Below are 23,700 nucleotides of genomic sequence, written 5' to 3'. Positions count from 1 at the left end.
CCGTGGCGCGTCGCGCCGCGGGCCTCCGCGCGTCACCGCCCGACCCGGCCGCGCGCCGCCACACGGTACGCCGGGCCGCCGGCAAGCCCCCATCCCGCGTGATCGCGACTACGCTCGACGTGACGGGGGACCGGGACGGGCGAGCGGGAGCGGGCAGTCGATGAGCGTTAGACGGATCATGGGCACCGAGGTCGAGTACGGCATCTCCGTACCCGGCCAGGCCGGGGCCAACCCGATGGTCACCTCCTCCCAGGTGGTGAACGCCTACGGGGCGCGCCCCGAACTCAATCGCGGTGGCCGGGCCCGTTGGGACTACGAGGAGGAGTCGCCGCTGCGCGACGCCCGCGGCTTCACCTACTCCGGCGCGGCCTACGACCCCGCCGAGGCGCTCGCCGACGAGGACCTCGGGCTGGCCAACGTAATACTCACCAACGGCGCCCGGCTCTACGTCGACCACGCGCACCCCGAGTACTCCACCCCCGAGGTGACCAACCCGCTCGACGTGGTGCGCTGGGACAAGGCGGGGGAGCGGGTGATGGCCGAGGCGGCCCGCCGGGCCGCCACCATCCCGGGCACCCAGTGGATCCACCTCTACAAGAACAACACCGACAACAAGGGCGCCAGCTACGGCGCCCACGAGAACTACCTGATGCGGCGGCAGACCCCGTTCGCCGACATCGTGGCGTACCTGACGCCGTTCTTCGTCACCCGGCAGATCATCTGCGGGGCCGGCCGCGTCGGCATCGGCCAGGACGGCGGCCAGAGCGGCTTCCAGATCTCGCAGCGCGCCGACTTCTTCGAGGTCGAGGTCGGGCTGGAGACCACCCTCAAGCGGCCGATCATCAACACCCGCGACGAGCCGCACGCGGACGCCGACAAGTACCGCCGGCTGCACGTCATCATCGGCGACGCCAACCTCTCGGAGATCTCCACCTACCTGAAGGTCGGCACCACCGCGCTCATCCTCACCATGATCGAGGAGAAGGCGCTCAGCCCGGACCTGGGCATCGCCGACCCGGTCAGCGAGCTGCGCGCGGTCAGCCACGACCCGTCGCTGAAGCACCTGATGCGGCTGCGCGACGGCCGCAAGCTGACCGCCCTGGACGTGCAGTGGGCGTACCTGGATCGGGTCCGGTCCTTCGTGGACGACCGGTACGGCAGCGACGTGGACGAGCAGACCGCGGACGTGCTCGACCGCTGGGAGAGCGTGCTGGACCGGCTCGGCCGGGACGCGTTCCTCTGCGCCGACGAGCTGGACTGGGTGGCCAAGCTGCGGCTGCTGGAGGGGTACCGGGAGCGGGAGAAGCTCGCCTGGGGCTCGCACAAGCTCCAGCTGGTCGACCTGCAGTACTCCGACGTCCGCCCGGAGAAGGGGCTCTACCACCGGCTGGTCTCGCGCGGATCGATGAAGACGCTGCTGACCGACGAGCAGACCCGGACCGCGATGACCGAGCCGCCGGAGGACACCCGGGCCTACTTCCGCGGCCGCTGCCTGGCCCAGTACGCCTCCGAGGTGGTTGCGGCGAGCTGGGACTCGGTGATCTTCGACGTGGGCCGGGAGTCGCTGGTCCGGGTGCCGATGATGGAGCCGGAGCGGGGCACGCGCAAGCACGTCGGCGCCCTCTTCGACCGCTGCGACACCGCCAAGGATCTGCTGGAGACCCTGACCGGCGGCTGAGGCCGTGAAACGGGAGCCCGTCGTGCGTCGGAAGGCGGCGCGCGGCGGGCTTTTCGTCGCTCCAGCGAGGTAAGTTCATCGCAGGCGATCGTGGAGGAGGCACCTGATGGCTACGCAAGAAGGCGGCCAGACCCAGTCCGGCAAGTCGACCCAGGGCGAGGAGATCGAGGACGTCACCGCGCAGGCCAACCCCGAGGTTGCCGAGCGCCACGCCGAGATCACCGAGGACGTCGACGACCTGCTCGACGAGATCGACTCCGTCCTCGAGGAGAACGCAGAGGAATTCGTGCGTGGATATGTCCAGAAAGGGGGGCAGTGATACTATATGTCCGATTTGCCGAGCGGATCGGACAAGAAGTGCCCGCAGTGTGAGCCGCTCCTGCCGGCCACCGAGTTCCGGAATCGGCGACGGGCAGATGGCCTCGCCTACTACTGCAAGACCTGCGCGGCGGCCCGTTCTGAGGCGAGTCGCCGTCAGCGCGGGATCGGTGCGCTGAAAACGTCTCCGGTTCCGGTGCCCGCCGGTCTGAAGTGGTGTCCGGACTGTGGCGAAATCAAGCCGCTGGAGGATTTCCCGCGTACCAGGAAGGCCAGCGGCCGCCACTCGTACTGCAAGCCGTGCCACAACGCCCGCGGCAAGGAGACCGCCCAGCGGCTCTACGGGGGCACCAGGGAGTACCACCTACGGCGGCGGTACGGGATCGGGGAGAAGGAGTTCCGGGAGCTTCTCGCCGAGCAGGGCGGCGTCTGCGCGGTGTGCGGCGACCCCGATCCGGAACATGTGGACCACGATCATCGCACCGGGTGGGTGCGCGGGATACTCTGCTTCAACTGCAACGGTGGTCTTGGCCAGTTCCGTGACAGTCCCGCGAGGCTGGCCAGGGCGATCACGTACCTGAGAGGAACCACGTGGCAGCGGGTTTTGATCCATCCGGGCGTCTTCCAGATGTGTTCACCAACGCGGGGACGTCCTCCTTCACGGCGTTCCTGAGCAAGGTGGCCCCCGAGATGCTGCCCGGCCGTCGGCCGCTGCCGCCCGGCATGGCCGCCGACCTGGCGCCGCACGCGACCACGATCGTGGCGATCGCCGCCGCCGGCGGCGTGGTGATGGCCGGCGACCGGCGCGCCACGATGGGCAACCTGATCGCCCAGCGGGACATCGAGAAGGTGCACCCGGCGGACGCGTACTCGCTGGTCGGCATCGCGGGCACCGCGGGCATCGGCATCGAGCTGATGCGACTGTTCCAGGTGGAGCTGGAGCACTACGAGAAGATCGAGGGCGCGATGCTCTCGCTCGACGGCAAGGCCAACCGGCTGGCCTCGATGATCCGCGGGAACCTGGGCGCGGCGATGCAGGGCCTCGCGGTGATCCCGCTCTTCGCCGGCTTCGACCTGGCCGCCGGCGACCCGGCGCGGGCCGGCCGGATCTTCAGTTTCGACGTGACCGGCGGCCCGTACGAGGAGACCGGCTACGACGCGATCGGCTCCGGCTCGCTGTTCGCCAAGTCGGCGCTGAAGAAGCGCTTCCGGGCCGGCCTGTCGATCGACGACGCGGTGCGGCTGGCGGTCGAGGCGCTCTACGACGCGGCCGACGACGACACCGCGACCGGTGGCCCGGATCTGACCCGCCGGATCTACCCGGTGGTGATGATGGCGACGGCGGAGGGCACCCGCCGGCTCACCGACGCCGAGACGGCGACGATCGCGGAGGGCGTCGTCTCCGGCCGGATGGAGAACCCGGGCGGCTGACCCCGCTCCCCACCTGACCAGTCAGCAGTCCGCAGCACAGCGCCCGAAGGAGAACCGCCGCCGTGGCCATGCAGTTCTACGCCTCGCCCGAGCAGATCATGCGCGACCGCTCCGAGCTGGCCCGCAAGGGCATCGCCCGGGGTCGCAGCGCGTTGGTCCTGAGTTACGAGGGTGGGGTGCTCTTCGTCGCGGAGAACCTCTCCAGCACCCTGCACAAGGTCAGCGAGATCTACGACCGGATCGGCTTCGCCGCGGTGGGCCGGTACAACGAGTTCGAGAACCTGCGCCGCGCCGGGGTGCGGATGGCGGACCTGAACGGCCTGAGCTACGACCGGCGCGACGTCAACGGCCTGGCCCTGGCGAACGCGTACGCGCAGACCCTCGGCGCGATCTTCACCGAGCAGTCGAAGCCGTTCGAGGTGGAGATCTGCGTGGCCGAGGTGGGCGCGACGCCCGAGGACGACGCGCTCTACCGGCTGACCTACGACGGCTCGGTCAACGACGAGCCGGGCCGGATGGCGATGGGTGGCCAGGCCGAGTCGATCTCCGGGGTGCTCAAGTCACAGCACCGGCCGGACATGTCGCTCAGCGAGGCGGTCCGGGCGGCCGTGCAGGCGCTGAGCAGTGTCGGCGGGGAGGGCGGAGCGGCGCGGACGATCGCCGCGAACCAGCTGGAGGTGGCGGTCCTGGACCGGCGCCGGGTGGGGCGGACGTTCCGCCGGATCACCGGGGCGGCGCTGACCGGGCTGCTGGACGGCGACGCCGGCGCGGACAACGCGCCCGCTCCCGGGCGGGCGAAGACGCCGACGGTGCCGACGGAGGAAGCGAACAAGCCGACTACGTCGGCGGGCTCGGCCGACCTGGAGGGCCAGCAGACCGAGCAGCCGGAAGCGTAACGGGCGCGGTGGGCACCGATCCCGACCGGCGTCGGGGTCCGGCGGGGCGTCAGCGGTGCGGCTTGAGCGGCTCCCACCAGGCCCGGTTCCGGCGGTACCAGTCGACGGTGGCGGCGAGCCCCCGGTCCAGGTCGACGGTGGCGGACCAGCCCAGCTCCCGCCGGCTGGTGGTGCTGTCCAGCGAGTAGCGCCGGTCGTGGCCCTTGCGGTCGGCGACCGGCCGCACCCGCTCCCAGCCGACACCGCAGGCGGCGAGCAGCCGGCCGGTGAGCTCCCGGTTGGTCAGCTCGGCCGAGCCACCGAGGTGGTAGACGCCGCCGGCGCGTCCCCGGGTCTGGGCCAGCGCGACGCCATTGCAGTGGTCCTCGACGTGCAGCCACTCCCGGACGTTGCCGCCGTCGCCGTAGAGGGGCACGTCGTGCCCGTTCAGCAGGTTGGTGATGAACAGCGGCACGACCTTCTCGGGGTACTGGTAGGGGCCGTACGTGTTGGCGCCCCGGGTGACCACGACGTCCAGGCCGTGGGTGCGGTGGTAGGCGAGGGCGAGCAGGTCGGCGCCGGCCTTGGAGGCCGAGTACGGCGAGCTGGGGTCCATCGGCGTCCGCTCGGTCCACGACCCGGTGTCGATGGAGCCGTACACCTCGTCGGTGGAGACCTGCACGAAGCGGCCCACGCCGTGCCGGAGCGCGGCGTCGAGCAGGGTCTGGGTGCCCACCACGTTGGTGGTGACGAAGGCCGCGGCGCCGGTGATGGACCGGTCCACGTGCGACTCGGCGGCGAAGTGGACGACGACGTCGTGGCCGGCGACGGTGGCGTCGACCAGCGGCGCGTCGCGGATGTCGCCGCGGACCACCCGCAGCCGGGGGTCGGCGCGTACGGGGGCGAGGCTGCCCTCGGTGGCGGCGTAGGTGAACGCGTCGAGCACGGTGACCGTGTCGACGTCGACGGCCGGCTCGGCGCCGCCGAGCAGTCGCCGCACGTACGCCGATCCGATGAACCCGGCGCCGCCGGTGACGAGGATCCTCACGGCTGGGAACGTACCGGCTCGCCGGTCGGGGTGCGGCGGGACCGCCGGTGCCGGCAGGCGTGCGTGACGGCCGCCGATGAGACGGCTGGGTTGAGCGCTGCCCATCGGGGGCCCCGGGCGGCTAATGTCACATCATGGAGCGGCGAATCTTCGGCCTCGAGACCGAGTACGGCGTCACCTGCACCTACCGCGGGCAGCGCCGGTTGTCCCCCGACGAGGTCGCGCGGTACCTGTTCCGGCGGGTGGTGTCGTGGGGCCGGTCGAGCAACGTGTTCCTGCGCAACGGGGCCCGCCTCTACCTGGACGTGGGCTCGCACCCGGAGTACGCGACGCCGGAGTGCGATTCGGTCACCGATCTGGTCGCCCACGACCGGGCCGGTGAGCGGATCCTGGAGGGGCTGCTCGTCGACGCGGAGAAGCGGCTGCACGACGAGGGCATCGCGGGTGAGATCTACCTGTTCAAGAACAACACCGACTCGGCCGGCAACTCGTACGGCTGCCACGAGAACTACCTGGTCTCCCGGCACGGCGAGTTCGGCCGGCTCGCCGACGTGCTGATCCCGTTCCTGGTCACCCGGCAGTTGATCTGCGGGGCGGGGAAGGTGCTGCAGACTCCGCGCGGGGCGGTCTACTGCCTGTCGCAGCGGGCCGAGCACATCTGGGAGGGCGTCTCCTCGGCGACCACCCGGAGCCGACCGATCATCAACACCCGGGACGAGCCGCACGCCGACGCCGAGCGGTACCGGCGGCTGCACGTGATCGTGGGCGACTCGAACATGAACGAGGTGACCACGCTGCTGAAGGTGGGCACCGCCGACCTCGTGCTGCGGATGATCGAGGCCGGGGTGGTGATGCGGGACCTGTCGCTGGAGAACCCGATCCGGGCGATCCGCGAGGTGTCGCACGACATCACCGGCCGGCGCAAGGTGCGGCTGGCCTCCGGCAAGGAGGTCAGCGCCTTGGAGATCCAGCAGGAATACCTGGCCAAGGCGACCGAGTTCGTGGAGCGGCGCGGCGGTGACCAGACCGCGAAGCGGGTGGTGGAACTCTGGGGCCGGGTGCTGCGGGCGGTGGAGACGGGCGACCTGGACCCGGTGGCCCGGGAGATCGACTGGGTGACCAAGCTGCGGCTGATCGAGCGGTACCAGCGCAAGCACGACCTGCCGCTGTCGCATCCGCGGGTGGCGCAGATGGACCTGGCGTACCACGACCTGCGGCGCGGCCGTGGCCTGTACGGGCTGCTGGAGCGGCGCGGCGAGGTGGACCGGGTGGCCACCGACCCGGAGATCTTCGAGGCGAAGGAGACCCCGCCGCAGACCACCCGGGCGCGGCTGCGCGGCGAGTTCATCCGGCACGCGCAGGAGAAGCGGCGGGACTTCACCGTCGACTGGGTGCACCTGAAGCTCAACGACCAGGCGCAGCGGACCGTGCTCTGCAAGGACCCGTTCCGGGCGTACGACGAGCGGGTGGAGCGGCTGATCGCCAGCATGTGACGGCGGGCGGCCGGTGCTGCGGGCGCCGGCCGCCACCGCACCGGTACGCTGGCGACGCGATGAACACTTCCGAACCCTCCGGCCGTGACAGCGGCACCGAGAAGCTGAACTGGATCGACCGCCGCCGGGAGAAGATCCGCGACGAGATCGAGCGCAACCGCCGCGGCGAGTACACGGTGCCGACGTGGGTGTTGGCGGCGGTGCTGGTCCTGATCGTCGGCGCCTGGCTGGCGCTGATCTTCCTCGCCGGCTGACGCTCCTCAGGGTTCCCCGGGGACTGCGTTCGGGCGGGAGCGCGCGCCCCGCGCCGACCGGCGGATTCCTTGACAGGTCGCCGCCGCACATGATCGTCTATGTCTTTCGCCGGGCCGATCGTAGGTGGGGACATGCCGGTCGCGGAGCCGCCGTGCGGCGCCTGCTGCTACCTCTTCACCGACACGCCGTGCGGTTCCTGCTACTCCTCCTGCACGGACGGAGGGGCGGATCTCGGTGCCTGGCTGGCGCTGCCGGAGGTGATCGTCCGGGCGGTGCTGGGGCTGGCCGCCGGCGCCTCGTCGCACGGCTCGCCGGCCGCGAGCGCGTCGACCCGGTTGGCCATCAGGCTGATCAAGGGGCGGGACGCCCACGGACACGGGAGAGTGACGTCATCGCACACATCGATCTCGGCTTCGACGAGCGGCAGCACCCCGGCATCCGGGGGCTGACCCGGTTCCGTCCGGAGACGGCCGGGCCGCTCAACGCCCTGGCGGAGACGCTGCTGCGCGCCCCGCACCCCACCCTCAGCCCCGGCGAACGCGAGCTGATCGCCGCGTACGTGTCCGGCCTGAACGACTGCGGATTCTGCCGCGCGTCCCATTCGGCGACGGCGGCGGCCCAGTTGCCGGCGGGGATGTCCCTCGTCGAGCAGGTGCGCGCCGACCTGGACGCCGCGCCGGTGGGGGAGAAGCTGCGGGCGCTGCTGCGGATCGCCGCCGCCGTCCAGCGCGGTGGCCGGGAGGTGACCGCCGAGCTGGTCGACGCCGCCCGGGCCGCGGGCGCCACCGACCTGGAGCTGCACGACACGGTGCTGATCGCGGCGGCGTTCTGCATGTACAACCGGTACGTCGACGGGCTGGCCGCGTTCACCCCGGAGGACCCGCGGGCGTACGAGATGGGGGCCCGGCACCTCGTGGAGCGCGGCTACGCGGCGGGCTGACCCCGCCGCCGGTCAGCGGGTGAGCCGGGCGGCGTGCCGGCCGGCCGCGGCGGCGGCCAGGAAGTAGGCGTGGTCGGCGTCCAGGCCGCGGCCCATGGTGGACAGCGTGACCGGCGTGGCGCGCAGCGCGGCGTCGAGGCCGTCGGTGGGCACCCGGACGATGGGGTGCCGCGCCGCGAGGGGGGCGAGGGCCGCGTCCACCTGCGCGGCCAGCGGCGACGCCAGGTTGTCGGGCACGACCAGGTCCGCCGGGGCGAGCGCCACCCGGCCGTACGCGGTGAGGCTGTGGTGGGAGACGCCGCGGTGCCGGGGGCGGGGGTCCGCGTCGGAGATCCGCAGCGAGCCGACCGGGCGGCCGCCGAGCGTGGCGACGGCGTTGACGGCCTCGCCGACGGCCACGCCGGAGAAGCCCCACCGGGTGCCGGTGCCCAGGTTGCCGGGTCCCTGGGCGACGATGGCGACGTCGGCGCGGAGCACGTGCCGGGCGGCGAGCAGCCCGCTGTGCAGGGTGCTGGCCTCCAGGTCCCCGCCGAACGCCTGCCCGACGCTGACGGTGCCGGCGAGGTGGTCGGCGAGCCCGGCGAGGGTGCGGGAGAACCAGGCGGGCAGCGCCCCGCCGTCGGTGAGCAGGTACGCCACCCGGGCGTCCGGGGCGTCGGCGTGGATCCCGGCGAGGATCGCCGGCAGGGCGGAGTGCAGGTCGGCGGTGACCACCGGCATCCCGTCCAGGCTCTCCGCGGCGGCGAGCAGGTCGTGGTGCGGGGAGGTCTCCTCGTCCACGCCGAGCAGGATGGGTTGCAGCGGGGTGTAGCGGGCCTTCACCAGGTGGCCGGCGTCGCGGGTGTCGAGGGCCTGCGGCGGGTCCGGCGGCAGGCGGTCGGGCAGGGCGACGACCAGGGCGTACCCGCCGGTGCCGAGGCCCATCAGCAGGGCGCCGGCGTTCAGCAGCACCCGGTCACCGGGCTGCGGGTCGCCGACCAGCGCCGGGTAGGCCAGGGCGCGCATCGGAGCGCCGTCGGGCAGGTCGACGTCGAGTTCGGTGGCGCCGGCCCACCGCCGCCGCACCGCCGTGACCGTTCCGGACCGCCATCGCACCATGCCCGGCACGCTATCCGCCGTCCGCCGGGCCGGTCGTGCCCGGGTCAGGACTGGCCGCCGGGGCCGGGCTCCCGGTCCGCCGGACGATCCCCCTCGTCCTGGGTGCGGCGGGCGCGTCCACCCCCGGAGCCGGGCATCGACCGGGTCGGGTCGAGGAAGACGTACCCGATCTCCGGGTACCGGTCGGTGAGCCGGCGCTCGGCCTCGTCCGCGGCCGCCTCGATGTCGGCGCCGGTGGCGGCGTCGTGGAAGTCGACCTTGGCGGCGACCAGGATTTCCTCCGGGCCGAGCAGCATGGTCATCAGCGTGTCGACCCGGTCGACCGCCGGCAGTCCGGCCAGCTCGCGTTCGATCTGCCGGTGCACGCGTTCCGAGACGGCGCGGCCCACCAGCAGCGAGATGTTGCTCCGGGCCAGGATGGTGGCGACCGCCAGCAGCAGCACGCCGATGAGGATCGAGGCGACGCCGTCGTAGAGCTCGTCGCCGGTCAGGTGGGACAGCCCCAGGCCGGCGCCGGCGATCAGCAGACCGGTCAGGGCGGCGCTGTCCTCCAGGAAGACCGCCTTCACGGTGGTGTCGGCGGTCAGCCGGAGGTAGCGGCGCGGGCTGGCCCGCCAGCGGCGGGACTCCCGGCGGACCTGCCGGACCGCCCGGGCCAGGGAGACGGACTCGATCACGAAGGAGAGCGCCAGCACGATGTACGACGCCAGGTAGTCGCCGGTGTGTTCGTGCACGACGATCGTGGTCACGCCGTGGGTGATGGCGAAGCCGGCGCCGACGACGAAGGTGAACATCGCGGCGAGGAACGCCCAGACGTAGCTCTCCTTGCCGTACCCGAAGGGGTGCCGGGTGTCGGCGGGCCGCGCGCCCCGGCGCAGCGCCAGGTAGAGCAGCACCTCGGTGGTGGTGTCGGCGACGGAGTGGGCGGCCTCGGAGAGCATCGCGGCCGAGCCGGAGATCAGCCCGGCGACCAGCTTGGCGACGGCGATGGCGAGGTTGGCCGCGCCGGCGACGACGACCGTGCCGACGCTCTCGGACTTGGCTTCCGCTTCCGCCATGCGCTCACCCTATGGCCGGTTTCGGCCCCCCGCCCGGCGTGCGGAGCCGCTGCGGGAGGGTGTGGCGTGGCTCGCCCGGGCCGCGACGTTCCGCGCGCCGCCCCCGCGTGGGTGCGCGCCCACGCCGCGCGGGCTGCTAGCGTTCAGCACGTGTCGCGGACCCGCACCGAACGCCTGGTCAACCTGGTGATCTGCCTGCTGTCCACGCGACGGTTCCTGACCGCCGCGCAGATCGCCGCGACCGTGCCCGGTTACGAGCACGATCCGGACGACGCCAAGGACCACGAGGCGTTCCAGCGCAAGTTCGAACGGGACAAGGCGGAGCTGCGCGAGCTGGGTGTCCCGCTGGAGACCGGCACGGCGAGCGTCTTCGACGCCGAGCCGGGCTACCGGATCGCCCACCGCGAGTACGCGCTGCCCGACATCCCCCTGGAGCCGGACGAGGCCGCCGCCGTGGGCATCGCCGCCCGGCTGTGGCAGCACGCCGGCCTGGCCGCGGCCGCCTCCTCCGGGCTGGCCAAGCTGCGCGCCGCCGGGGTGGACGTGGACCCGCAGGCCACCCTGGGCATGGAGCCGATGGTGACGGTCGACCCGGCGTTCGCCCCGTTGACCGCCGCCGCCCGGGACCGGCGGGAGGTCAACTTCGACTACCGGGTGCCGGACCGGGACGCGTCGAGCCGTCGCCGGCTCCAGCCGTGGGGCGTGGTCTGCTGGCGCGGCCGGTGGTACGTGGTCGGCCACGACCTGGACCGGGAGGCCACCCGCTGCTTCCGTCTCTCCCGGGTGGTCGGCGCGGTCCGGGTCACCGGCCAGCCGGGGGCGTACGAGCCGCCTGCCGGGGTGGATCTGATCAGCCACGTCGCCCGCTGGTCGGGGCCGGTGGAGCGGACCGGGCGGGCCAGCGTGCTGGTCGTCCCGGGCCGGGCCGCCGGGCTGCGCCGCTGGGCGGTGGACAGCACCAGCGGGCCGGACGGCGACCGGCTGGTCCTGCCGTACGCCGACCCGGACTACCTCGCCGGCCAGCTCGTCGGGTACGGCCCGGACGTGCGGGTGCTGGACCCGCCGGAGGTCCGCGAGGCGGTCATCCAGCGGCTGAAGGAGATCGCCGCCCGGCACGACGAGCTGGCGGTCGCCGGGGGTGCCCGGTGACCCGGCCGGCGGCCCGTGCCGGCCGCGCCTCGGCGGACCGGCTGGCCCGGCTGCTCAACCTGGTGCCCTACCTGCTGGCCCGGCCCGGTATCGAGATCGCCGAGGCGGCCGGTGACCTGGGGGTGACCGAGCGGCAGCTGCGGGAGGACCTGGAGCTGCTCTGGGTGTGCGGGCTGCCCGGCTACGGTCCGGGTGACCTGATCGACATGGCGTTCGACGGTGACCGGGTCACCATCACCTACGACGCGGGGATCGACCGGCCGCTGCGGCTCACCCCGGACGAGGCCCTGGCCCTGGTGGTCGCGCTGCGGATGCTCGCGGAGACCCCGGGGGTGGCCAACCGGGAGGCCGTCGAGCGGGCCCTCGCCAAGATCGAGAACGCGGCGGGCGACCTGGTGGCCGCCCCGGTGGAGGTCCGGCTGCCCGGGGACAGCGCCCGCGTGCGGGAGCTGCGCGCCGCGGTCGAGCGTGGCCGCGCGTTGCGGATCACCTACTACACCCCGGCCCGGGACGAGACCACCGAGCGGACCATCGACCCGCTGCGGATGTTGATGGTGGGCGGCCGGGCGTACGTCGAGGCGTGGTGCCGGCGGGCCGAGGCGGTTCGGCTGTTCCGGGCCGACCGGATCGACGCGGTCACCGAGCTGGACGAGCGGGCCGTGGTGCCGCCGCAGGCCCGGCCGCACGACCTGTCCGACGGGGTGTTCCGTCCCTCGCCGGACCTGCCGCTGATCACCCTGCGGATCGGCCGGGGCGAGCGGTGGATCACCGAGTACTACCCGTGCGAACGGGTCGAGGCCGACGGCGAGCAGTGGCTGGTGTCGCTGCGGGTCACCGACCTGGGCTGGGCCCGCCGCTTCGTGCTCGGGCTGGGCCCGGACGTCGCGGTGGTCGCCCCGGCGGAGTTGGCCGAGCAGGTCCGCGCCCAGGCGGCGGCCGCGCTCGACGCGTACGCGACGCCGGCCCGGCCCGCCGACTCGGCGGGGGCCACTGTCACCCAGTAGGCTGACCGCCGTGGTGACCTGGATCGTGCTCGCGGTGGTGCTGTTCGCGCTCGTCGTGCTGGGCCTGGCGGTCCGGCCGGTGCTGGCGCGGCTGCCCCGGCTGCGCCGGGCGGCGGTGGCGCTGCAGGGGCGTCAGGCCGAGGCGGAGGCGCTGCGGTCCACCGCGGAGGCGCTCCAGCAGCGGGCCGAGGCGCTGCAGGCCCGGGCCGCCACCGCCCAGGAGCGGGTGGCGTTGATCAAGGCCAAGCGGGGAAAGTGATCGATCGGCGTCGGTCCCGGGCGCGGTAGCTGCGCGTTCGGCGGTCGTTGCGCGCAGAAACGCGCCGCCGCAGACGGTTGACGGGACACTCCGGGTTGGCCGAGACTTCACCGACCGGGCCCGCACCGACAGGCCCGGTGGGGTGGCAACCGCTCTCGGCGCACGTACGATGGGCTGCGTCCGCCCCTCAACGACACAGAGCGACTGGAGCTTCCCATGGGTGCCCTCAAGCCGTGGCACATCGCCGTACTCGTGGTCGTGCTGATCCTGCTCTTCGGCGCGAAGCGGCTCCCCGACGCGGCCCGCTCGCTGGGCCGCTCGCTGCGGATCATCAAGGCCGAGACCAAGAGCCTGCACGACGACGACCGTGACCTGGCCGAGAAGGCCGACGCGCAGGCCGGCTACCAGCCGCTCCCGCCGTACGCCGGTCAGCAGCCGCAGCAGGGTTACGCGCCGCAGCAGCCCCCGCAGCAGCAGCAGTACGCCCAGCCGCAGCAGCCGGTCGCCCCGCCGGTCGACCCGGTGCAGCGCGTCCGCGACAACTGACCGAAGGGCCCAGCACCGTGGCCTTCGCGCTCCGTAAGCGCGGCCCGAGCACCTTCGAGCGGGCCGCCGACGGCTCGATGACGCTCATGGAGCACATCCGTGAGCTGCGTAACCGCCTGTTCCGTGCCTCCCTGGCGATCGTGGTCGGCTTCGGCTTCGGCGTCTGGCTCTCCGGTCCGGTGCTGCACCTGCTGCAGAAGCCGTACTGCGACCTGCCGAAGGCGAGGCTCGTCAACGGCACGTGCAACTTCGTCCAGCTCGGGCCGGCCGACCTGTTCCTGCTGCAGATGAAGGTGGCCCTCTGGGTCGGGCTGATCATCGCGGCGCCGATCTGGCTGTACCAGCTCTGGGCGTTCATCGCGCCGGGCCTGCACAGGCACGAGCGGCGGTACGCGTACTTCTTCACCGGCCTGGCGGCGCCGTTGTTCGGCGGCGGCGCGGTGCTGGCCTACTTCGTCACCTCCAAGGGCCTTGAGTTCCTGCTCAACGTCTCCGGTGGCGGTGACATCACCACGACACTGGACATCACCCGGTACATCTCGTTCGTCACGAATCTCATCCTGCTCTTCGGGGTGGCGTTCGAGTTCCCGCTGATCGTGCTCATGCTCAACTTCGTGGGGCTGGCCAGCGCGAAGCGGCTGTTCGGCTGGTGGCGGGTGGCGATCTTCGTCTTCTTCGCCTTCTCCGCGGTGGTCACACCGACGCCCGATCCGTTCGGCATGACCGCGTTGGCCATCTGCCTCTCCGCGCTCTACTTCGGCGCGGTAGCGGTGGCCTTCCTCAACGACCGGCGGCGGGGGCGCGGTCGCGAGATCTACTCGGACCTCGGCGACGACGAGGTGTCGCCGCTGGACCTGACGCCCGAGCCGGTCGAGGCGGGGCAGCGGGTCGACACGGTCGCCCCGGTCGGGGCGCCGGAGCCGGTCGCCGCGCCCGCGCCGATCGAGCGCCGCTACGACGACATGACCTGACCGGGCTTCCCGGAGCACCGACGCGGACGCCGCCCCGGGTGGGCGGCGTCCGGCGTTTCCGGCGGCCCGGGGGGTGATCCGCGTCAGACGAGCGCCAGCAGGCGGTCGAGCGCCGGGGGCACCCGGCCGGGGTCGAGGGCGCCGGCGAGCAGACCCGCGTAGTGGCTCTTCCGGCCGGACCGGGTGCCGAGGAAGCGGTGCAGCTGCCGGGGGAGCGGGCGTGCCTGCTGGGCGGGCTGCCGTTGGAAGAGCCGGAGCGACCGGAGGTCCCCCGCCTCCTCGACGACCCGCTCCACCTCGCCCGTGCCGAGCGCGCGGATCAACTCCTCCTCCAGGTCCGCGACGCAGACCTGGAAGCCGAGGTCGGCCATCCGGTCCCGGGACAGGTCCGCGCCGAGGCCGGCCCGCTCCAGACCCCGTCGGATGTACCCCTCCTCGGCGGCGTCGTAGAGGCCGGCGAGCCTGCGGTCGAGGCCGCGCGGGCCGAACAGCTCGAGGAAATGGCCGACGTTGGTGGCCCCGCCCATCGGGACGATCGCCACCCCGTCGAGGGAGCGGCCGCGACGCTCGGCCACCGCCTGCAGGGCGCACCGGTCGCTGGCGCCCTCCACCAGCACCACCGTCGCGGCGTCCAGGCCCGCGACGAGGTCCAGCGCGGTTCGCAGATCCACCGCCCACCTCCGTGCCCGCCGACGGCGCCACCATGCCGGGTGCCCGTCCGGGAAGGCAAGCGAGTATTCGGCGCATCCGCTGCCGGGCGCCGGCATCCCGCACCTGCAGGTGATGTGACCGGGTCCCGGCCCGTGTCCGATCCGGACACCGGCCGGGCCGCGCCGTGCTCAGGCCACCCGACGGACGCGGTCCGGCGGCGGCGCCGGCACGGCGTCCGGGTGCAGGATCGCAGCGATCGCCTCGACCCCGTCGACCAGCCGGGGACCGGCCCGCACGATCAGCCCGTCCGCGTCGACGGCCCAGACCTCCGCGTCGGGGAAGTGCGGGGCCACCGCCGCGGCCTGGTCGGCGGCCCCGTCGAGGTGGAAGCCGCACGGGGTGACCAGCACGACCTCCGGCGCCGCGGCCCGCAGCGCGGCCCAGGTGGTGGGCGTCGAGCGGGCGCCGGGGTGGCCGGCCACCGGTTCGCCGCCGGCGGCCCGGACCTGGTCGGGAATCCAATGACCGGCGCCGAACGGCGGGTCCACCCACTCCACGACCGCGACCCGGCGCCGCGGCCGGTCGGCCACCGAGGCGGAGACCCCCGCCAGTCGCGCCCGCAGGCCGTCCACCAGGGCCTCCGCCCGATCCGGTACGCAGGCGGCCGTCCCCACCGCGAGGATGGTGCCGAACACGTCCTCCAGGGTGTACGGGTCGAGCGACAGCACGTCGGCCCGGCAGCCGAGGTGGTCCACGGCGTCGGCCACCCGCCCGGCGGGCAGGGCGCAGACCCGGCACAGGTCCTGGGTGAGGATCAGGTCGGGGTCGAGCCCGGCCAGCGCGCCCGCGTGCAGGGTGTAGAGGTCGGCCCCCGCGGCGAGCTGCCCCTTGACGTACGCGTCGATCTCGCCGGGACTCATGCCGCGGGTGTCCCGGCCGCCCACGACGACCGTCGTGCCGGCCCGGTCCGCCGCCGGCAGCTCGCATTCGAAGGTCACCCCGACCAGGTCCTCAGCGAGGCCGAGGGCGTAGACGATCTCGGTGGCGGACGGCAGCAGGGAGACCAGGCGCATCCCGCCATCCTGCCCGCCCACCGCACGGGCCCCGCACTGCCCCGGCAGTTGCCCGATCCCGACCTTTCGGTCCGGGCCCGGCGATAGGCTGGGTCGGCGCCGGAGAGCACGGACGCATCGGTCGTCGCCGCCGCACGGGTCGCCACAATCCACCTCGGGGCCGCCCGCCCCGACGGCGATCTCGCGGGAGGCGGTGCGGTGTCGGATCCCATCACGGTGTTCTTCGAGCGGCTCGCCGCCGGCGGCTGTGGGCGCCTGCTGCGCAAGACCGGCGGCACCGTCCGGTTCGAGCTGACGGGGGACGACGGGCTCGACCTCTGGCACCTGACCATCGCCGAAGGGCGGGTGGAGGTGTCCCGGGAGGCGCGGGACGCGGATGCGGTGATCCACACCGACCGGGCCTTCTTCCTTCGGATGGTGCGGGGCGAGGCGAAGCCACTGACGGCCTGGCTGCGCAACGACATCATTGCCGAGGGGCAGTTCCGCTTCGTCGTCCTGCTGGAGCGGCTCTTCGCCGCGCCGCCGCCGGTGACCCGGCAACCACGCGCCGTGGCCGGCGACGGCCGGGAGCGGGCATGAAGTCGAACCTGGTCCGGGTGCTGGACGGCAACATCTTCGTGCTCAGCGAGAACAACGGCGACATCGAGGCGGCCGTCGCCAACGTGTGCGGCTTCTTCGACTTCGACACCCGTTTCCTGTCGCTGTGGCGGCTCCGGCTGAACGGCGACCGGCTGAACCCGCTCTCCATCGCCGAACGGGACTACTTCACGCTGCGCTTCTTCCTGGTGCCGGGCGAGCCCACCCATTATGTGGACGCGAAGGCCTCGGTGATCCGGGAGCGGTCCATCACCGGCGGCGTCTTCGAGGAGCGGCTGACCGTGCTGAACCACGACCGGGGTCCGGTGGACTTCACCGTACGGCTGGACGTGGCCAGCGACTTCTCGCCGATCAGTCTGGTCGGCGCGGAGCGCGAGCCGGTGGGACAGCTCTACCGGCGCGTCGAGGACGGCGGCCTGCGGCTCGGCTACCGCCGGGAGAAGTTCCAGCGGGAGACGGTCATCTCCACCAGTGAGCCGGCGGCCGTCGACGAGGACGGGCTGACGTACACGGTGCAGGTGGAAGGGAACGGGGAGTGGACGACGACCCTGCGGGTCCGGGCGTTGGTGCTGCGGCCGGACGGCCGGGACGTTCGGGAGCAGCTGGACCGGCGCCCCCGGCGGACCACCGCGGAGCAGCGGGAGGACCTGGCGGACTGGCTGGCCCGGGCGCCGCAGCTGAGCTGTGACTGGGACGCGGTGACCACCACCTACCAGCGGAGTCTGGTCGACCTGGCCGCGCTGCGGTACTCCCCGCTCACCCTCCCGGACGAGACGATGCCCGCCGCCGGCCTGCCCTGGGTGGCCACCATCACCGGGCGGGACAGCATCCTGACCAGCTTCCAGGCGCTGCCGATCGCATCCGAGCTGGCGGTGGCGACCCTGCGGATGCTCGGCATCGACCAGGGCGCGGTGCTCGACGACTTCCGCGACGAGGAGCCGGGCAAGATCCTGCGCGAGTTCCGCTACAGCGAAATGGTGGCCTTCGAGGAGCGACCCGAATCGCCGTACTACGGCAGCGCCGACGTCACGCCGCTCTACGTGGTGCTGCTCGACGAGTACGAGCGGTGGACCGGCGACGCCGCCCTGGTGCGGGAGCTCGAGGAAGAGGCCCGGGCGGCGCTGAACTGGATCGACCAGTACGGCGACATCCTCGGCGACGGCTACGTCCGCTACCGGCGGCGCAACACGCGAACCGGGCCGGAGAACCAGGGCTGGAAGGACTCGCCGGCGGCGATCTGCTATGCCGACGGCCGGCTCCCGGAACCGCCCCGGGCCACCTGTGAGCTGCAGGGCTACGCGTACGACGCGAAGCTGCGCGGGGCCCGGCTGGCCCGCGAGTTCTGGGGCGACCCGGCGTACGGGGAACGGCTGGAACGGGAGGCGGCGGCCCTGCGGGAGCGCTTCGAGCGGGACTTCTGGATCGCCGACCGGGGCTACTACGCGCTCGCGCTGGACGCCGACGGCCGGCAGGTCGACGCGCTCGCCTCCAACATGGGACACCTGCTGTGGAGCGGCATCGTCGACGAGTCCCGGGCCGCACAGGTCGCCGCGCACCTGCTCGGCCCCCGGCTCTTCTCCGGCTGGGGAGTGCGGACGCTGGCCGAGGGGCAGGCGCGGTACAACCCGCTCGGATCCCACGTCGGGGCGGTCTGGCCGTTCGACAACGCGCTGATCGCCTGGGGGCTGCGCCAGTACGGCTTCGCCGAGGAGGCCGGCCGGATCGCCGAGGGGATCATCGACGCGGCGCGCCACTTCCACGGCCGCATGCCGGAGGCGTTCGCCGGCTATCCCCGAGAGCTGACCCGTTACCCGGTGCGCTATCCGACGGCGAACAGCCCGCAGGCGCTGGCCACCGGTGCGACGTTCCTGCTGCTGCGTGCCCTGCTGGGTCTGGACCCCGCCGGGGAGCACCTGATGATGGTGCCGCGGGTGCCGGCCCGGTTCGGCCGGGTGGAGTTGCTGGACGTCCGCGGGCGGTGGGGTCAGATCGACGTGATCGGCAGCGGGCTGGCCCGCCTGGACGGCGGGTGACCGGGGGCCGGGTTGGGCGGTGAGCCGGGCCACCCTCGTGGCCGGGCGGCTTGGCGGCCGCTCGGGGCCGGGTCTAGCGTTCGCCGGGGCGCTCCGCCCGCGCCCGACAGCCCACCACCGCCCACCCGGAGGACATCCCTTCATGCGTGCCACCGTGATCCACGCCCCGAACGACATCCGGGTCGAGGAGGTGCCGGACGCCGCCGTCCGCACCCCGACCGACGCCGTCGTACGCGTCGTGCTCGCCTGCATCTGCGGCAGTGACCTGTGGGCGTACCGGGGGGTGGCCAAGCGCCAGCCCGGGCAGCGGATCGGTCACGAGTTCCTCGGCGTGGTCGAGGCCGTCGGCGCCGAGGTGACCTCGGTCCGGGCGGGCGACCTGGTGGTGGCGCCGTTCGTCTGGTCCGACGGGGTCTGCGACTTCTGCCGGGAGGGCCTGCAGACGTCCTGCCCGCACGGCGGCTTCTGGGGCGAGCCCGGCTCCGACGGCGGCCAGGGCGAGGCCGTCCGTGTCCCGTACGCCGACGGGACCCTGGTCAAGCTCCCCGCCGAGGCGGCCGGCGACGAGCGGCTGCTCACCGCGATGCTGGCCCTGTCCGACGTGATGTCCACCGGCCACCACGCCGCCCTGGCCGCCCGGGTCCGGCCCGGCACCACCGTCGCGGTGGTCGGCGACGGCGCGGTCGGCCTGTGCGGGGTGCTCGCCGCCCGGCGGCTCGGCGCCGAGCAGATCATCGCGCTGGGCCGGCACACCGCCCGCACCGACATCGCCCGCTCCTTCGGCGCCACCGACGTGGTCGCCGAGCGGGGCGACGCCGCGATCGCCGCGGTCAAGGAGCTGACCAAGGGGCAGGGCGCGCACGCCGTGCTGGAGGCCGTCGGCACCGCGGAGTCGATGCGTACCGCGATCTCCATCGCCCGCGACGGCGGCGCGGTGGGCTACGTCGGGGTGCCGCACGGCGGCAGCGCCGGCGTGGACATCGGCCAGATGTTCGGCCGCAACGTCGCGCTCGGCGGCGGCGTCGCGCCGGCCCGGGCGTACATTCCGGAGCTGCTTGCCGACGTGCTGGACGGCGCCATCGACCCGTCGCCGGTCTTCGACCGGTCGGTGACCCTCGACCAGGTGCCGGACGGCTACCGGGCGATGGACGAGCGCACCGCGCTCAAGGTCCGCATCACCTTCTGACCAGGTCGGCACGACGAGGCGCCGGACCCGCGGCAACGCGGGTCGGGCGCCTCCGTCGTGGACAGATCGGGCGGCCGGTGGCCGGAAGACGGTCCGGTGCGGGCGCAGCCACGGGGTTGAGGGGCGTCTCCCCTGGTGGAGGCCGTGGGTCGTACCGTACGGTGCTCGCCGTGACCGCGCACGATCTTGTTCCGCCCGGCCCCGTCGCCGTGCTCGCCAACCCCACCGCCGGCCGGGGCCGGCACCGTGGCCTGCTGCCCCGGCTGCTCGAGCGGCTGAACGCCGGCGGCCGGCCGGTGCGGGTGCTGACGGCGGGAACCCCGGCGGAGGCGGAGGCGGCGTGCCACGCCGCGGTCGCGGACGGCGCCGGTGCGTTGGTCGCGGTGGGTGGCGACGGCACCGTCCACCGGGCGTTGCAGGCGGTCGCCGGTACGGCCGTGCCGTTCGGCCCCGTCCCCGCCGGCACCGGCAACGACTTCGCGGTCGACACCGGCTTCCCGGCCGACCCGCTCGCCGCGGTCGACGTGATCGCCGCCGCGCTGCGCGACGGCCGGACCCGCCCGGTCGACCTGGCCCGGATGACCGCCCCCGACGGTGGGCACCGCTGGTACGGGGCGGTGCTGGCCGCCGGATTCGACGCGATCGTCAACGAGCGGGCCAACCGGATGCGCTGGCCGCGCGGCCCGCGCCGCTACGACCTGGCGATCCTGGTGGAGCTGGCCCGGCTGCGCCCGCGCCGGTACACGCTGCGCCTCGACGGCGAGGAGCTGACGCCCGACGCCGTGCTGGTGGCGGTGGGCAACTGCCCGACCTACGGCGGGGGCATGCGGATCTGCCCGGACGCCGACCCGACCGACGGGCTGCTGGACGTGGTGGTCGGCGGACGGTTCGACCGGCGCACCCTGATGCGGGTGAAGCCGCGCATCTACCAGGGCACGCACGTCGACCATCCGCTGGTGCGCAGCTACCGGGCGCGGACCGTGGAGCTGAACGCCGAGGGCATCACCACGTACGCCGACGGGGAGCGGGCCCTCGACCTGCCGGTGCGGATCAGCGCCGTGCCGCAGGCGGTGCGGCTGCTGGGCTGAGCCGACCCTCGGGCCCCGGGTCGGCGGAGCCGTCCGGGCGCTCGGCTGCCGTCGTGCCGTCGCCGCCCTCGGTCGACGTGGCCGGCGCGCCGGCCCGGACCGCGCCGATGCTGGCGGCGATCACCAGACCGATCGCGAGGACCTCCGTCGCGCGCAGCGCCTGGTCCAGCACCAGCCAGCCGGCGAGGGCGGCGATGGCCGGGCCGAGGCTCATCAGCACGGCGAAGGTCGCGGTGGGCAGCCGGCGCAGCGCCAGCAGTTCCAGGGTGTACGGCAGCACCGAGGCGAGCAGGGCGAGCCCGGCGCCCAGCCCGAGCACGGCCGGATGCCCCAGCCGGGCGCCGGCCCCGACCAGCCCGATCGGCAGGGTGACCAGGGCGGCCACCGTCAGCGCCAGGGCCAGCCCGTCCGCGCGGGGGAACCGGCCGCCGACCCGCGCCGAGCAGAGGATGTACGCGGCCCACATCACCCCCGCGCCCAACGCCAGCGCGGCGCCGGCCGGGTCGAGCCGGTCGAAGCCGCCCTGGCCGAGCAGGGCCACCCCGGCCAGGGCCAGCCCGGCCCAGCACCAGGCGGCCAGCCGGCGGGCGGTGCACACCGACAGGGCCAGCGGTCCGAGCACCTCCAGGGTGACGGCCGGGCCGAGCGGGATCCGGTCGATGGCCTGGTAGAAGATCGAGTTCATGCCGGCCAGGGCCAGCCCGAAGGCCATCACCGAGGCCCAGTCGGCGCGGTCGTGGCCGCGCAGCCGCGGCCGGCACACCGCCAGCATCAGCAGCGCGCCGATGGTCAGCCGCAGGGTCACCGCCCCGGCCACCCCCGTGCGCGGGAAGAGCAGGGCGGCGACCGCCGACCCGAACTGCACCGACAGCGCCCCGCCGAGGACCAGCCCGACCGCCCCGAGCCGACCGCGGCGCGGGGCCTGCTCCGTCGACGGGCGCGGCCTGGTGGTCATGCCCGTGACGCTAGACGGGCACCTCGGAACCGGGCTCGCCGGGCCGGCTGCTCCCGAGGCGGGCCACGTCGCGCCCGCCGCTCAGCTCGGCCCGAGGGTGGTCGGCTCCGCACCCGCCCGGTAGTCCCGCGCCGGCACTCCGTACGCCTCCCGGAAGGCGCGGCTGAAGTGGGCGGGGTCCGGAAACCCCCATCGCGCCGCGATGACCCGGATGGGCTGGTCCCGCAGCAACGGGTTGCGCAGGTCGCGCCGGCACTGTTCCAGGCGGCGCCGGCGGATGAGCCCAGCGACCGTCTCCTCCTCGCCGGCGAAGAGCCGGTGCAGGGTGCGCAGCGACAGGTGGTGGGCCTGCGCCACGGCGCCGGGGTCGAGGCCCGGCCGGGCCAGGTGCCGCTCGATGAACTCGACCACCTGCAGCCGGGTGACCTGCTGACGCGTCTCCGGCGACAGGGAGTCCTCGCCGTCCGCGTACCGTGCCAGGGTCGCGCACACCAGGTCGAGCGTCACGCCGCCGAGCCCCTGCGCCTCGCTCGGCTCGTACTGCTCGGGGTGCGCCACCAGTTGCCGGAGGAACTGCGCCAGCAGGGCGCCCGTCCCCCGGTCGGCGGGCATGGCCGCGGCGAGCAGCCGGTTAACCCGACCGGCGGACAGCGGCAGCCGGGCGTGCGGGATGTGCACGCAGATCGTCGAGGTGTACCTCGTCTCGTCCACCTGGTGCTCCGCCTCGTACGGTCGGGAGCCGTCGAAGAAGGTGAACCCGGTCTGGTCGATGGTCGACTCGTTGCGGGCCTGGCTGATGGCGCTGAAGCCGGCGGTCGGCAGGGCCAGCTGGAACATCTCCGAGTCGGCCTGGCGGATCTGCCGGGCCGTCCGCCTGGTGCGCAGCGTCGGGTACCGGAACTCGGTCAGGTGCACCCCGCCCAGGTCGATCAGCTGGGCGAAGGCGTTGAACGGCGCCCGCCGGTCGGTCCAGATGCTGGCCGGCGTGCTGCCGACGGCGAAATCCGCCCAGAGGTCGAAGCGGTCGGCTTCCGGCACCAGCTGGGTGTCGAGCACCTGACGTGGCAGGATCGCGTCCTCCCCGAGGGCGTTGATGATCGAGGCAGCATCGTACCGGCAGCTCGCGGAGGTCCATGGGGCAGTGCGGCACCGCGGACGAGCTACCGGAGGCGCTGACCACCTCGGGTCAGCGCCGGAACCCGCAGCTCAGGAGCCCAGCGCCAGGTCGAGCACCGCGCCGAGCCCGTTGGCCCGGCCGGCGTCGGCGGCCGGCAGCACCAGCACGGCGCAGCCCGCGCCCACCGCGCCCGCGTCGGCCGGCGTGTCGCCGACCATCAACGCGCGCTCCGAGTCGACGCCGAGCATTCCGCAGGCCCGCAGGAAGATCCCCGGGTCCGGCTTGCAGCGCCCCACCTCGTAGGAGAGCGCGTACGCGTCGACCAGCCCGTCGAGGCCCCAGGCGGCGAAGAGCGGCCGGATGTCGAAGCCGATGTTGCTGACGACGGCCACCTTCACCCCGGCGCGCCGCAGCTCCTTGAGCACCGCCTCGGTGTCCGGGTACGGCACCCAGCCCTCGGGGACCCGTACCCGCTCGTAGAGCGCCTCGGGGAACCCGTCGATGCCCGCGTCCACCGTCTCCGCCAGCCCGGTGTACGCGCCCCGGTGGGCGTGCTCGTAGAGATCCCGGTCGGCCCAGAGCTCGGCCAGCCGGGGCGGCACCCGCGCGGGCACCGGCCCGCCGGCCCGCCCGGCGGTGAGCAGCCGGTCGGCCAGCGAGGTGGCGCGTACCCGGTCCAGCTCCACCCCACACGTCGCGGCGGCCGCCAGCACCCACTCGCGCGGCTCCTCCACCTGGGCGAGGGTGCCGTGGAAGTCGAAGAGCACCGCCTCCACGGGCCGGCGGGACGTGCTCGGGCGGACGGCATCGTCGGCGCCGCTCGAGGCGTGGGGCGGTTCGGCATGGTCCGGCACGTCGTGCACCCTACCGACCGCCT

The 23,700-nt window shown here is 73.8% G+C and carries 26 protein-coding genes and 1 pseudogene; 19 read left to right on the top strand and 8 right to left on the bottom strand.

Going from position 1 to position 23,700, the window contains the following annotated elements; genetic code table 11:
- Positions 1–160 precede the first annotated feature (160 nt).
- The 5 genes from dop to prcA all read left to right on the top strand — a co-directional run bounded on the left by dop (position 161) and on the right by prcA (position 4,323).
- Entirely contained in the window at positions 161–1,678 is a 1,518-nt protein-coding gene (gene dop, locus DKT69_RS24760) for a depupylase/deamidase Dop (RefSeq protein WP_109803890.1), read from the top strand.
- Positions 1,679–1,784: 106 nt separating this feature from the next.
- Complete coding sequence (locus tag DKT69_RS24755) at positions 1,785–1,997, top strand: ubiquitin-like protein Pup (RefSeq protein WP_109803889.1); 213 nt, start codon at positions 1,785–1,787, stop codon at positions 1,995–1,997.
- A 6-nt stretch (positions 1,998–2,003) separates the two neighbouring features.
- Positions 2,004–2,669 (top strand): endonuclease VII domain-containing protein, encoded by a 666-nt coding sequence (locus tag DKT69_RS24750; protein WP_109803888.1) that lies wholly within the window; start codon positions 2,004–2,006, stop codon positions 2,667–2,669.
- Positions 2,588–3,427, top strand: coding sequence for a proteasome subunit beta (gene prcB / locus DKT69_RS24745; RefSeq protein WP_201749836.1), 840 nt, complete (start codon positions 2,588–2,590; stop codon positions 3,425–3,427). The genes DKT69_RS24750 and prcB overlap by 82 nt, the downstream gene beginning before the upstream one ends.
- Before the next feature lie 62 nt (positions 3,428–3,489).
- The gene (gene prcA, locus DKT69_RS24740; RefSeq protein WP_109803886.1) at positions 3,490–4,323 is read left to right on the top strand and encodes a proteasome subunit alpha; all 834 of its coding nucleotides are present in this window, start codon (positions 3,490–3,492) and stop codon (positions 4,321–4,323) included.
- Positions 4,324–4,372: 49 nt separating this feature from the next.
- Here the strand turns inward: prcA and rfbB are convergent, their stop codons facing one another.
- Positions 4,373–5,350, bottom strand: a complete 978-nt coding sequence (gene rfbB / locus DKT69_RS24735) for a dTDP-glucose 4,6-dehydratase (protein ID WP_109803885.1) — start codon at positions 5,348–5,350, stop codon at positions 4,373–4,375.
- A gap of 134 nt (positions 5,351–5,484) precedes the next feature.
- Here rfbB and pafA point away from each other — a divergent pair, with 134 nt between their 5' ends.
- The 5 genes and pseudogenes from pafA to DKT69_RS41430 all read left to right on the top strand — a co-directional run bounded on the left by pafA (position 5,485) and on the right by DKT69_RS41430 (position 8,038).
- Entirely contained in the window at positions 5,485–6,843 is a 1,359-nt protein-coding gene (gene pafA / locus DKT69_RS24730; protein WP_109803884.1) for a Pup--protein ligase, read from the top strand.
- Positions 6,844–6,902: 59 nt separating this feature from the next.
- Entirely contained in the window at positions 6,903–7,097 is a 195-nt protein-coding gene (locus DKT69_RS24725; protein ID WP_109803909.1) for a hypothetical protein, read from the top strand.
- Positions 7,098–7,229: 132 nt separating this feature from the next.
- Positions 7,230–7,547 carry a hypothetical protein gene (locus DKT69_RS39130; protein WP_201749841.1) on the top strand — a complete coding sequence of 106 codons (318 nt, stop codon included), beginning with the start codon at positions 7,230–7,232 and terminating at the stop codon, positions 7,545–7,547.
- Positions 7,490–7,705, top strand: a pseudogene (locus tag DKT69_RS41435) (carboxymuconolactone decarboxylase family protein); the annotation flags it as partial. The gene DKT69_RS39130 and the pseudogene DKT69_RS41435, both read left to right, overlap by 58 nt.
- Positions 7,706–7,732: 27 nt before the next feature.
- Entirely contained in the window at positions 7,733–8,038 is a 306-nt protein-coding gene (locus DKT69_RS41430; RefSeq protein WP_236648211.1) for a carboxymuconolactone decarboxylase family protein, read from the top strand.
- Between the two features lie 12 nt (positions 8,039–8,050).
- Here DKT69_RS41430 and DKT69_RS24715 read toward each other — a convergent pair whose 3' ends face one another.
- Together DKT69_RS24715 and DKT69_RS24710 are read right to left on the bottom strand one after the other, a co-directional pair.
- Entirely contained in the window at positions 8,051–9,136 is a 1,086-nt protein-coding gene (locus DKT69_RS24715; RefSeq protein ID WP_109803883.1) for a DUF3866 family protein, read from the bottom strand.
- A 44-nt stretch (positions 9,137–9,180) separates the two neighbouring features.
- The gene (locus DKT69_RS24710) at positions 9,181–10,194 is read right to left on the bottom strand and encodes a cation diffusion facilitator family transporter (protein WP_109803882.1); all 1,014 of its coding nucleotides are present in this window, start codon (positions 10,192–10,194) and stop codon (positions 9,181–9,183) included.
- Positions 10,195–10,344: 150 nt separating this feature from the next.
- Here DKT69_RS24710 and DKT69_RS24705 point away from each other — a divergent pair, with 150 nt between their 5' ends.
- From DKT69_RS24705 to tatC, 5 genes are all read left to right on the top strand, one after another.
- The gene (locus DKT69_RS24705; RefSeq protein WP_109803881.1) at positions 10,345–11,343 is read left to right on the top strand and encodes a helix-turn-helix transcriptional regulator; all 999 of its coding nucleotides are present in this window, start codon (positions 10,345–10,347) and stop codon (positions 11,341–11,343) included.
- Positions 11,340–12,347, top strand: a complete 1,008-nt coding sequence (locus DKT69_RS24700; RefSeq protein ID WP_109803880.1) for a helix-turn-helix transcriptional regulator — start codon at positions 11,340–11,342, stop codon at positions 12,345–12,347. The genes DKT69_RS24705 and DKT69_RS24700 overlap by 4 nt, the downstream gene beginning before the upstream one ends.
- Positions 12,348–12,357: 10 nt before the next feature.
- A complete protein-coding gene (locus tag DKT69_RS24695; RefSeq protein ID WP_109803879.1) occupies positions 12,358–12,606 on the top strand; it encodes a hypothetical protein in 249 nt (82 codons plus the stop codon).
- A gap of 216 nt (positions 12,607–12,822) precedes the next feature.
- Positions 12,823–13,152: a Sec-independent protein translocase subunit TatA gene (gene tatA, locus DKT69_RS24690; RefSeq protein WP_109803878.1), complete on the top strand. Its 330-nt coding sequence runs from the start codon at positions 12,823–12,825 to the stop codon at positions 13,150–13,152.
- Positions 13,153–13,169: 17 nt separating this feature from the next.
- Positions 13,170–14,123 (top strand): twin-arginine translocase subunit TatC, encoded by a 954-nt coding sequence (gene tatC / locus DKT69_RS24685; RefSeq protein ID WP_109803877.1) that lies wholly within the window; start codon positions 13,170–13,172, stop codon positions 14,121–14,123.
- A gap of 83 nt (positions 14,124–14,206) precedes the next feature.
- Here tatC and DKT69_RS24680 read toward each other — a convergent pair whose 3' ends face one another.
- Positions 14,207–14,794, bottom strand: a complete 588-nt coding sequence (locus tag DKT69_RS24680; RefSeq protein ID WP_236648209.1) for a TOPRIM nucleotidyl transferase/hydrolase domain-containing protein — start codon at positions 14,792–14,794, stop codon at positions 14,207–14,209.
- A 168-nt stretch (positions 14,795–14,962) separates the two neighbouring features.
- The gene (locus tag DKT69_RS24675) at positions 14,963–15,847 is read right to left on the bottom strand and encodes an ABC transporter substrate-binding protein (RefSeq protein ID WP_109803876.1); all 885 of its coding nucleotides are present in this window, start codon (positions 15,845–15,847) and stop codon (positions 14,963–14,965) included.
- Between the two features lie 198 nt (positions 15,848–16,045).
- On the opposite strand from DKT69_RS24675, the gene DKT69_RS24670 reads away from it, so the two are divergent.
- The 4 genes from DKT69_RS24670 (at position 16,046) to DKT69_RS24655 (ending at position 20,751) form a co-directional block, all read left to right on the top strand.
- Positions 16,046–16,426 carry an SCP2 sterol-binding domain-containing protein gene (locus DKT69_RS24670; protein WP_161557943.1) on the top strand — a complete coding sequence of 127 codons (381 nt, stop codon included), beginning with the start codon at positions 16,046–16,048 and terminating at the stop codon, positions 16,424–16,426.
- Positions 16,423–18,477 carry an amylo-alpha-1,6-glucosidase gene (locus DKT69_RS24665; RefSeq protein ID WP_109803874.1) on the top strand — a complete coding sequence of 685 codons (2,055 nt, stop codon included), beginning with the start codon at positions 16,423–16,425 and terminating at the stop codon, positions 18,475–18,477. Before DKT69_RS24670 ends, DKT69_RS24665 begins: the two co-directional genes overlap by 4 nt.
- 142 nt (positions 18,478–18,619) lie before the next feature.
- Positions 18,620–19,663 (top strand): zinc-dependent alcohol dehydrogenase family protein, encoded by a 1,044-nt coding sequence (locus DKT69_RS24660; RefSeq protein ID WP_109803873.1) that lies wholly within the window; start codon positions 18,620–18,622, stop codon positions 19,661–19,663.
- Positions 19,664–19,824: 161 nt separating this feature from the next.
- Entirely contained in the window at positions 19,825–20,751 is a 927-nt protein-coding gene (locus DKT69_RS24655; RefSeq protein WP_109803872.1) for a diacylglycerol kinase, read from the top strand.
- Here the strand turns inward: DKT69_RS24655 and DKT69_RS24650 are convergent.
- The 3 genes from DKT69_RS24650 to DKT69_RS24640 form a co-directional block, all read right to left on the bottom strand.
- Positions 20,714–21,706 carry an EamA family transporter gene (locus DKT69_RS24650; RefSeq protein WP_109803871.1) on the bottom strand — a complete coding sequence of 331 codons (993 nt, stop codon included), beginning with the start codon at positions 21,704–21,706 and terminating at the stop codon, positions 20,714–20,716. The genes DKT69_RS24655 and DKT69_RS24650 overlap by 38 nt on opposite strands.
- Positions 21,707–21,787: 81 nt before the next feature.
- Entirely contained in the window at positions 21,788–22,762 is a 975-nt protein-coding gene (locus DKT69_RS24645; protein ID WP_109803870.1) for an AraC-like ligand-binding domain-containing protein, read from the bottom strand.
- Positions 22,763–22,912: 150 nt separating this feature from the next.
- Positions 22,913–23,677 (bottom strand): HAD family hydrolase, encoded by a 765-nt coding sequence (locus tag DKT69_RS24640; RefSeq protein WP_109803906.1) that lies wholly within the window; start codon positions 23,675–23,677, stop codon positions 22,913–22,915.
- Positions 23,678–23,700: the final 23 nt, after the last annotated feature.

It is taken from the genome of Micromonospora sicca, assembly GCF_003172935.1.
In the GTDB taxonomy this organism is placed as follows: domain Bacteria; phylum Actinomycetota; class Actinomycetes; order Mycobacteriales; family Micromonosporaceae; genus Micromonospora; species Micromonospora sicca.
Note: the sequence above shows the minus strand (reverse complement) of the source record. Positions and strands in the feature narration are given on the sequence as shown.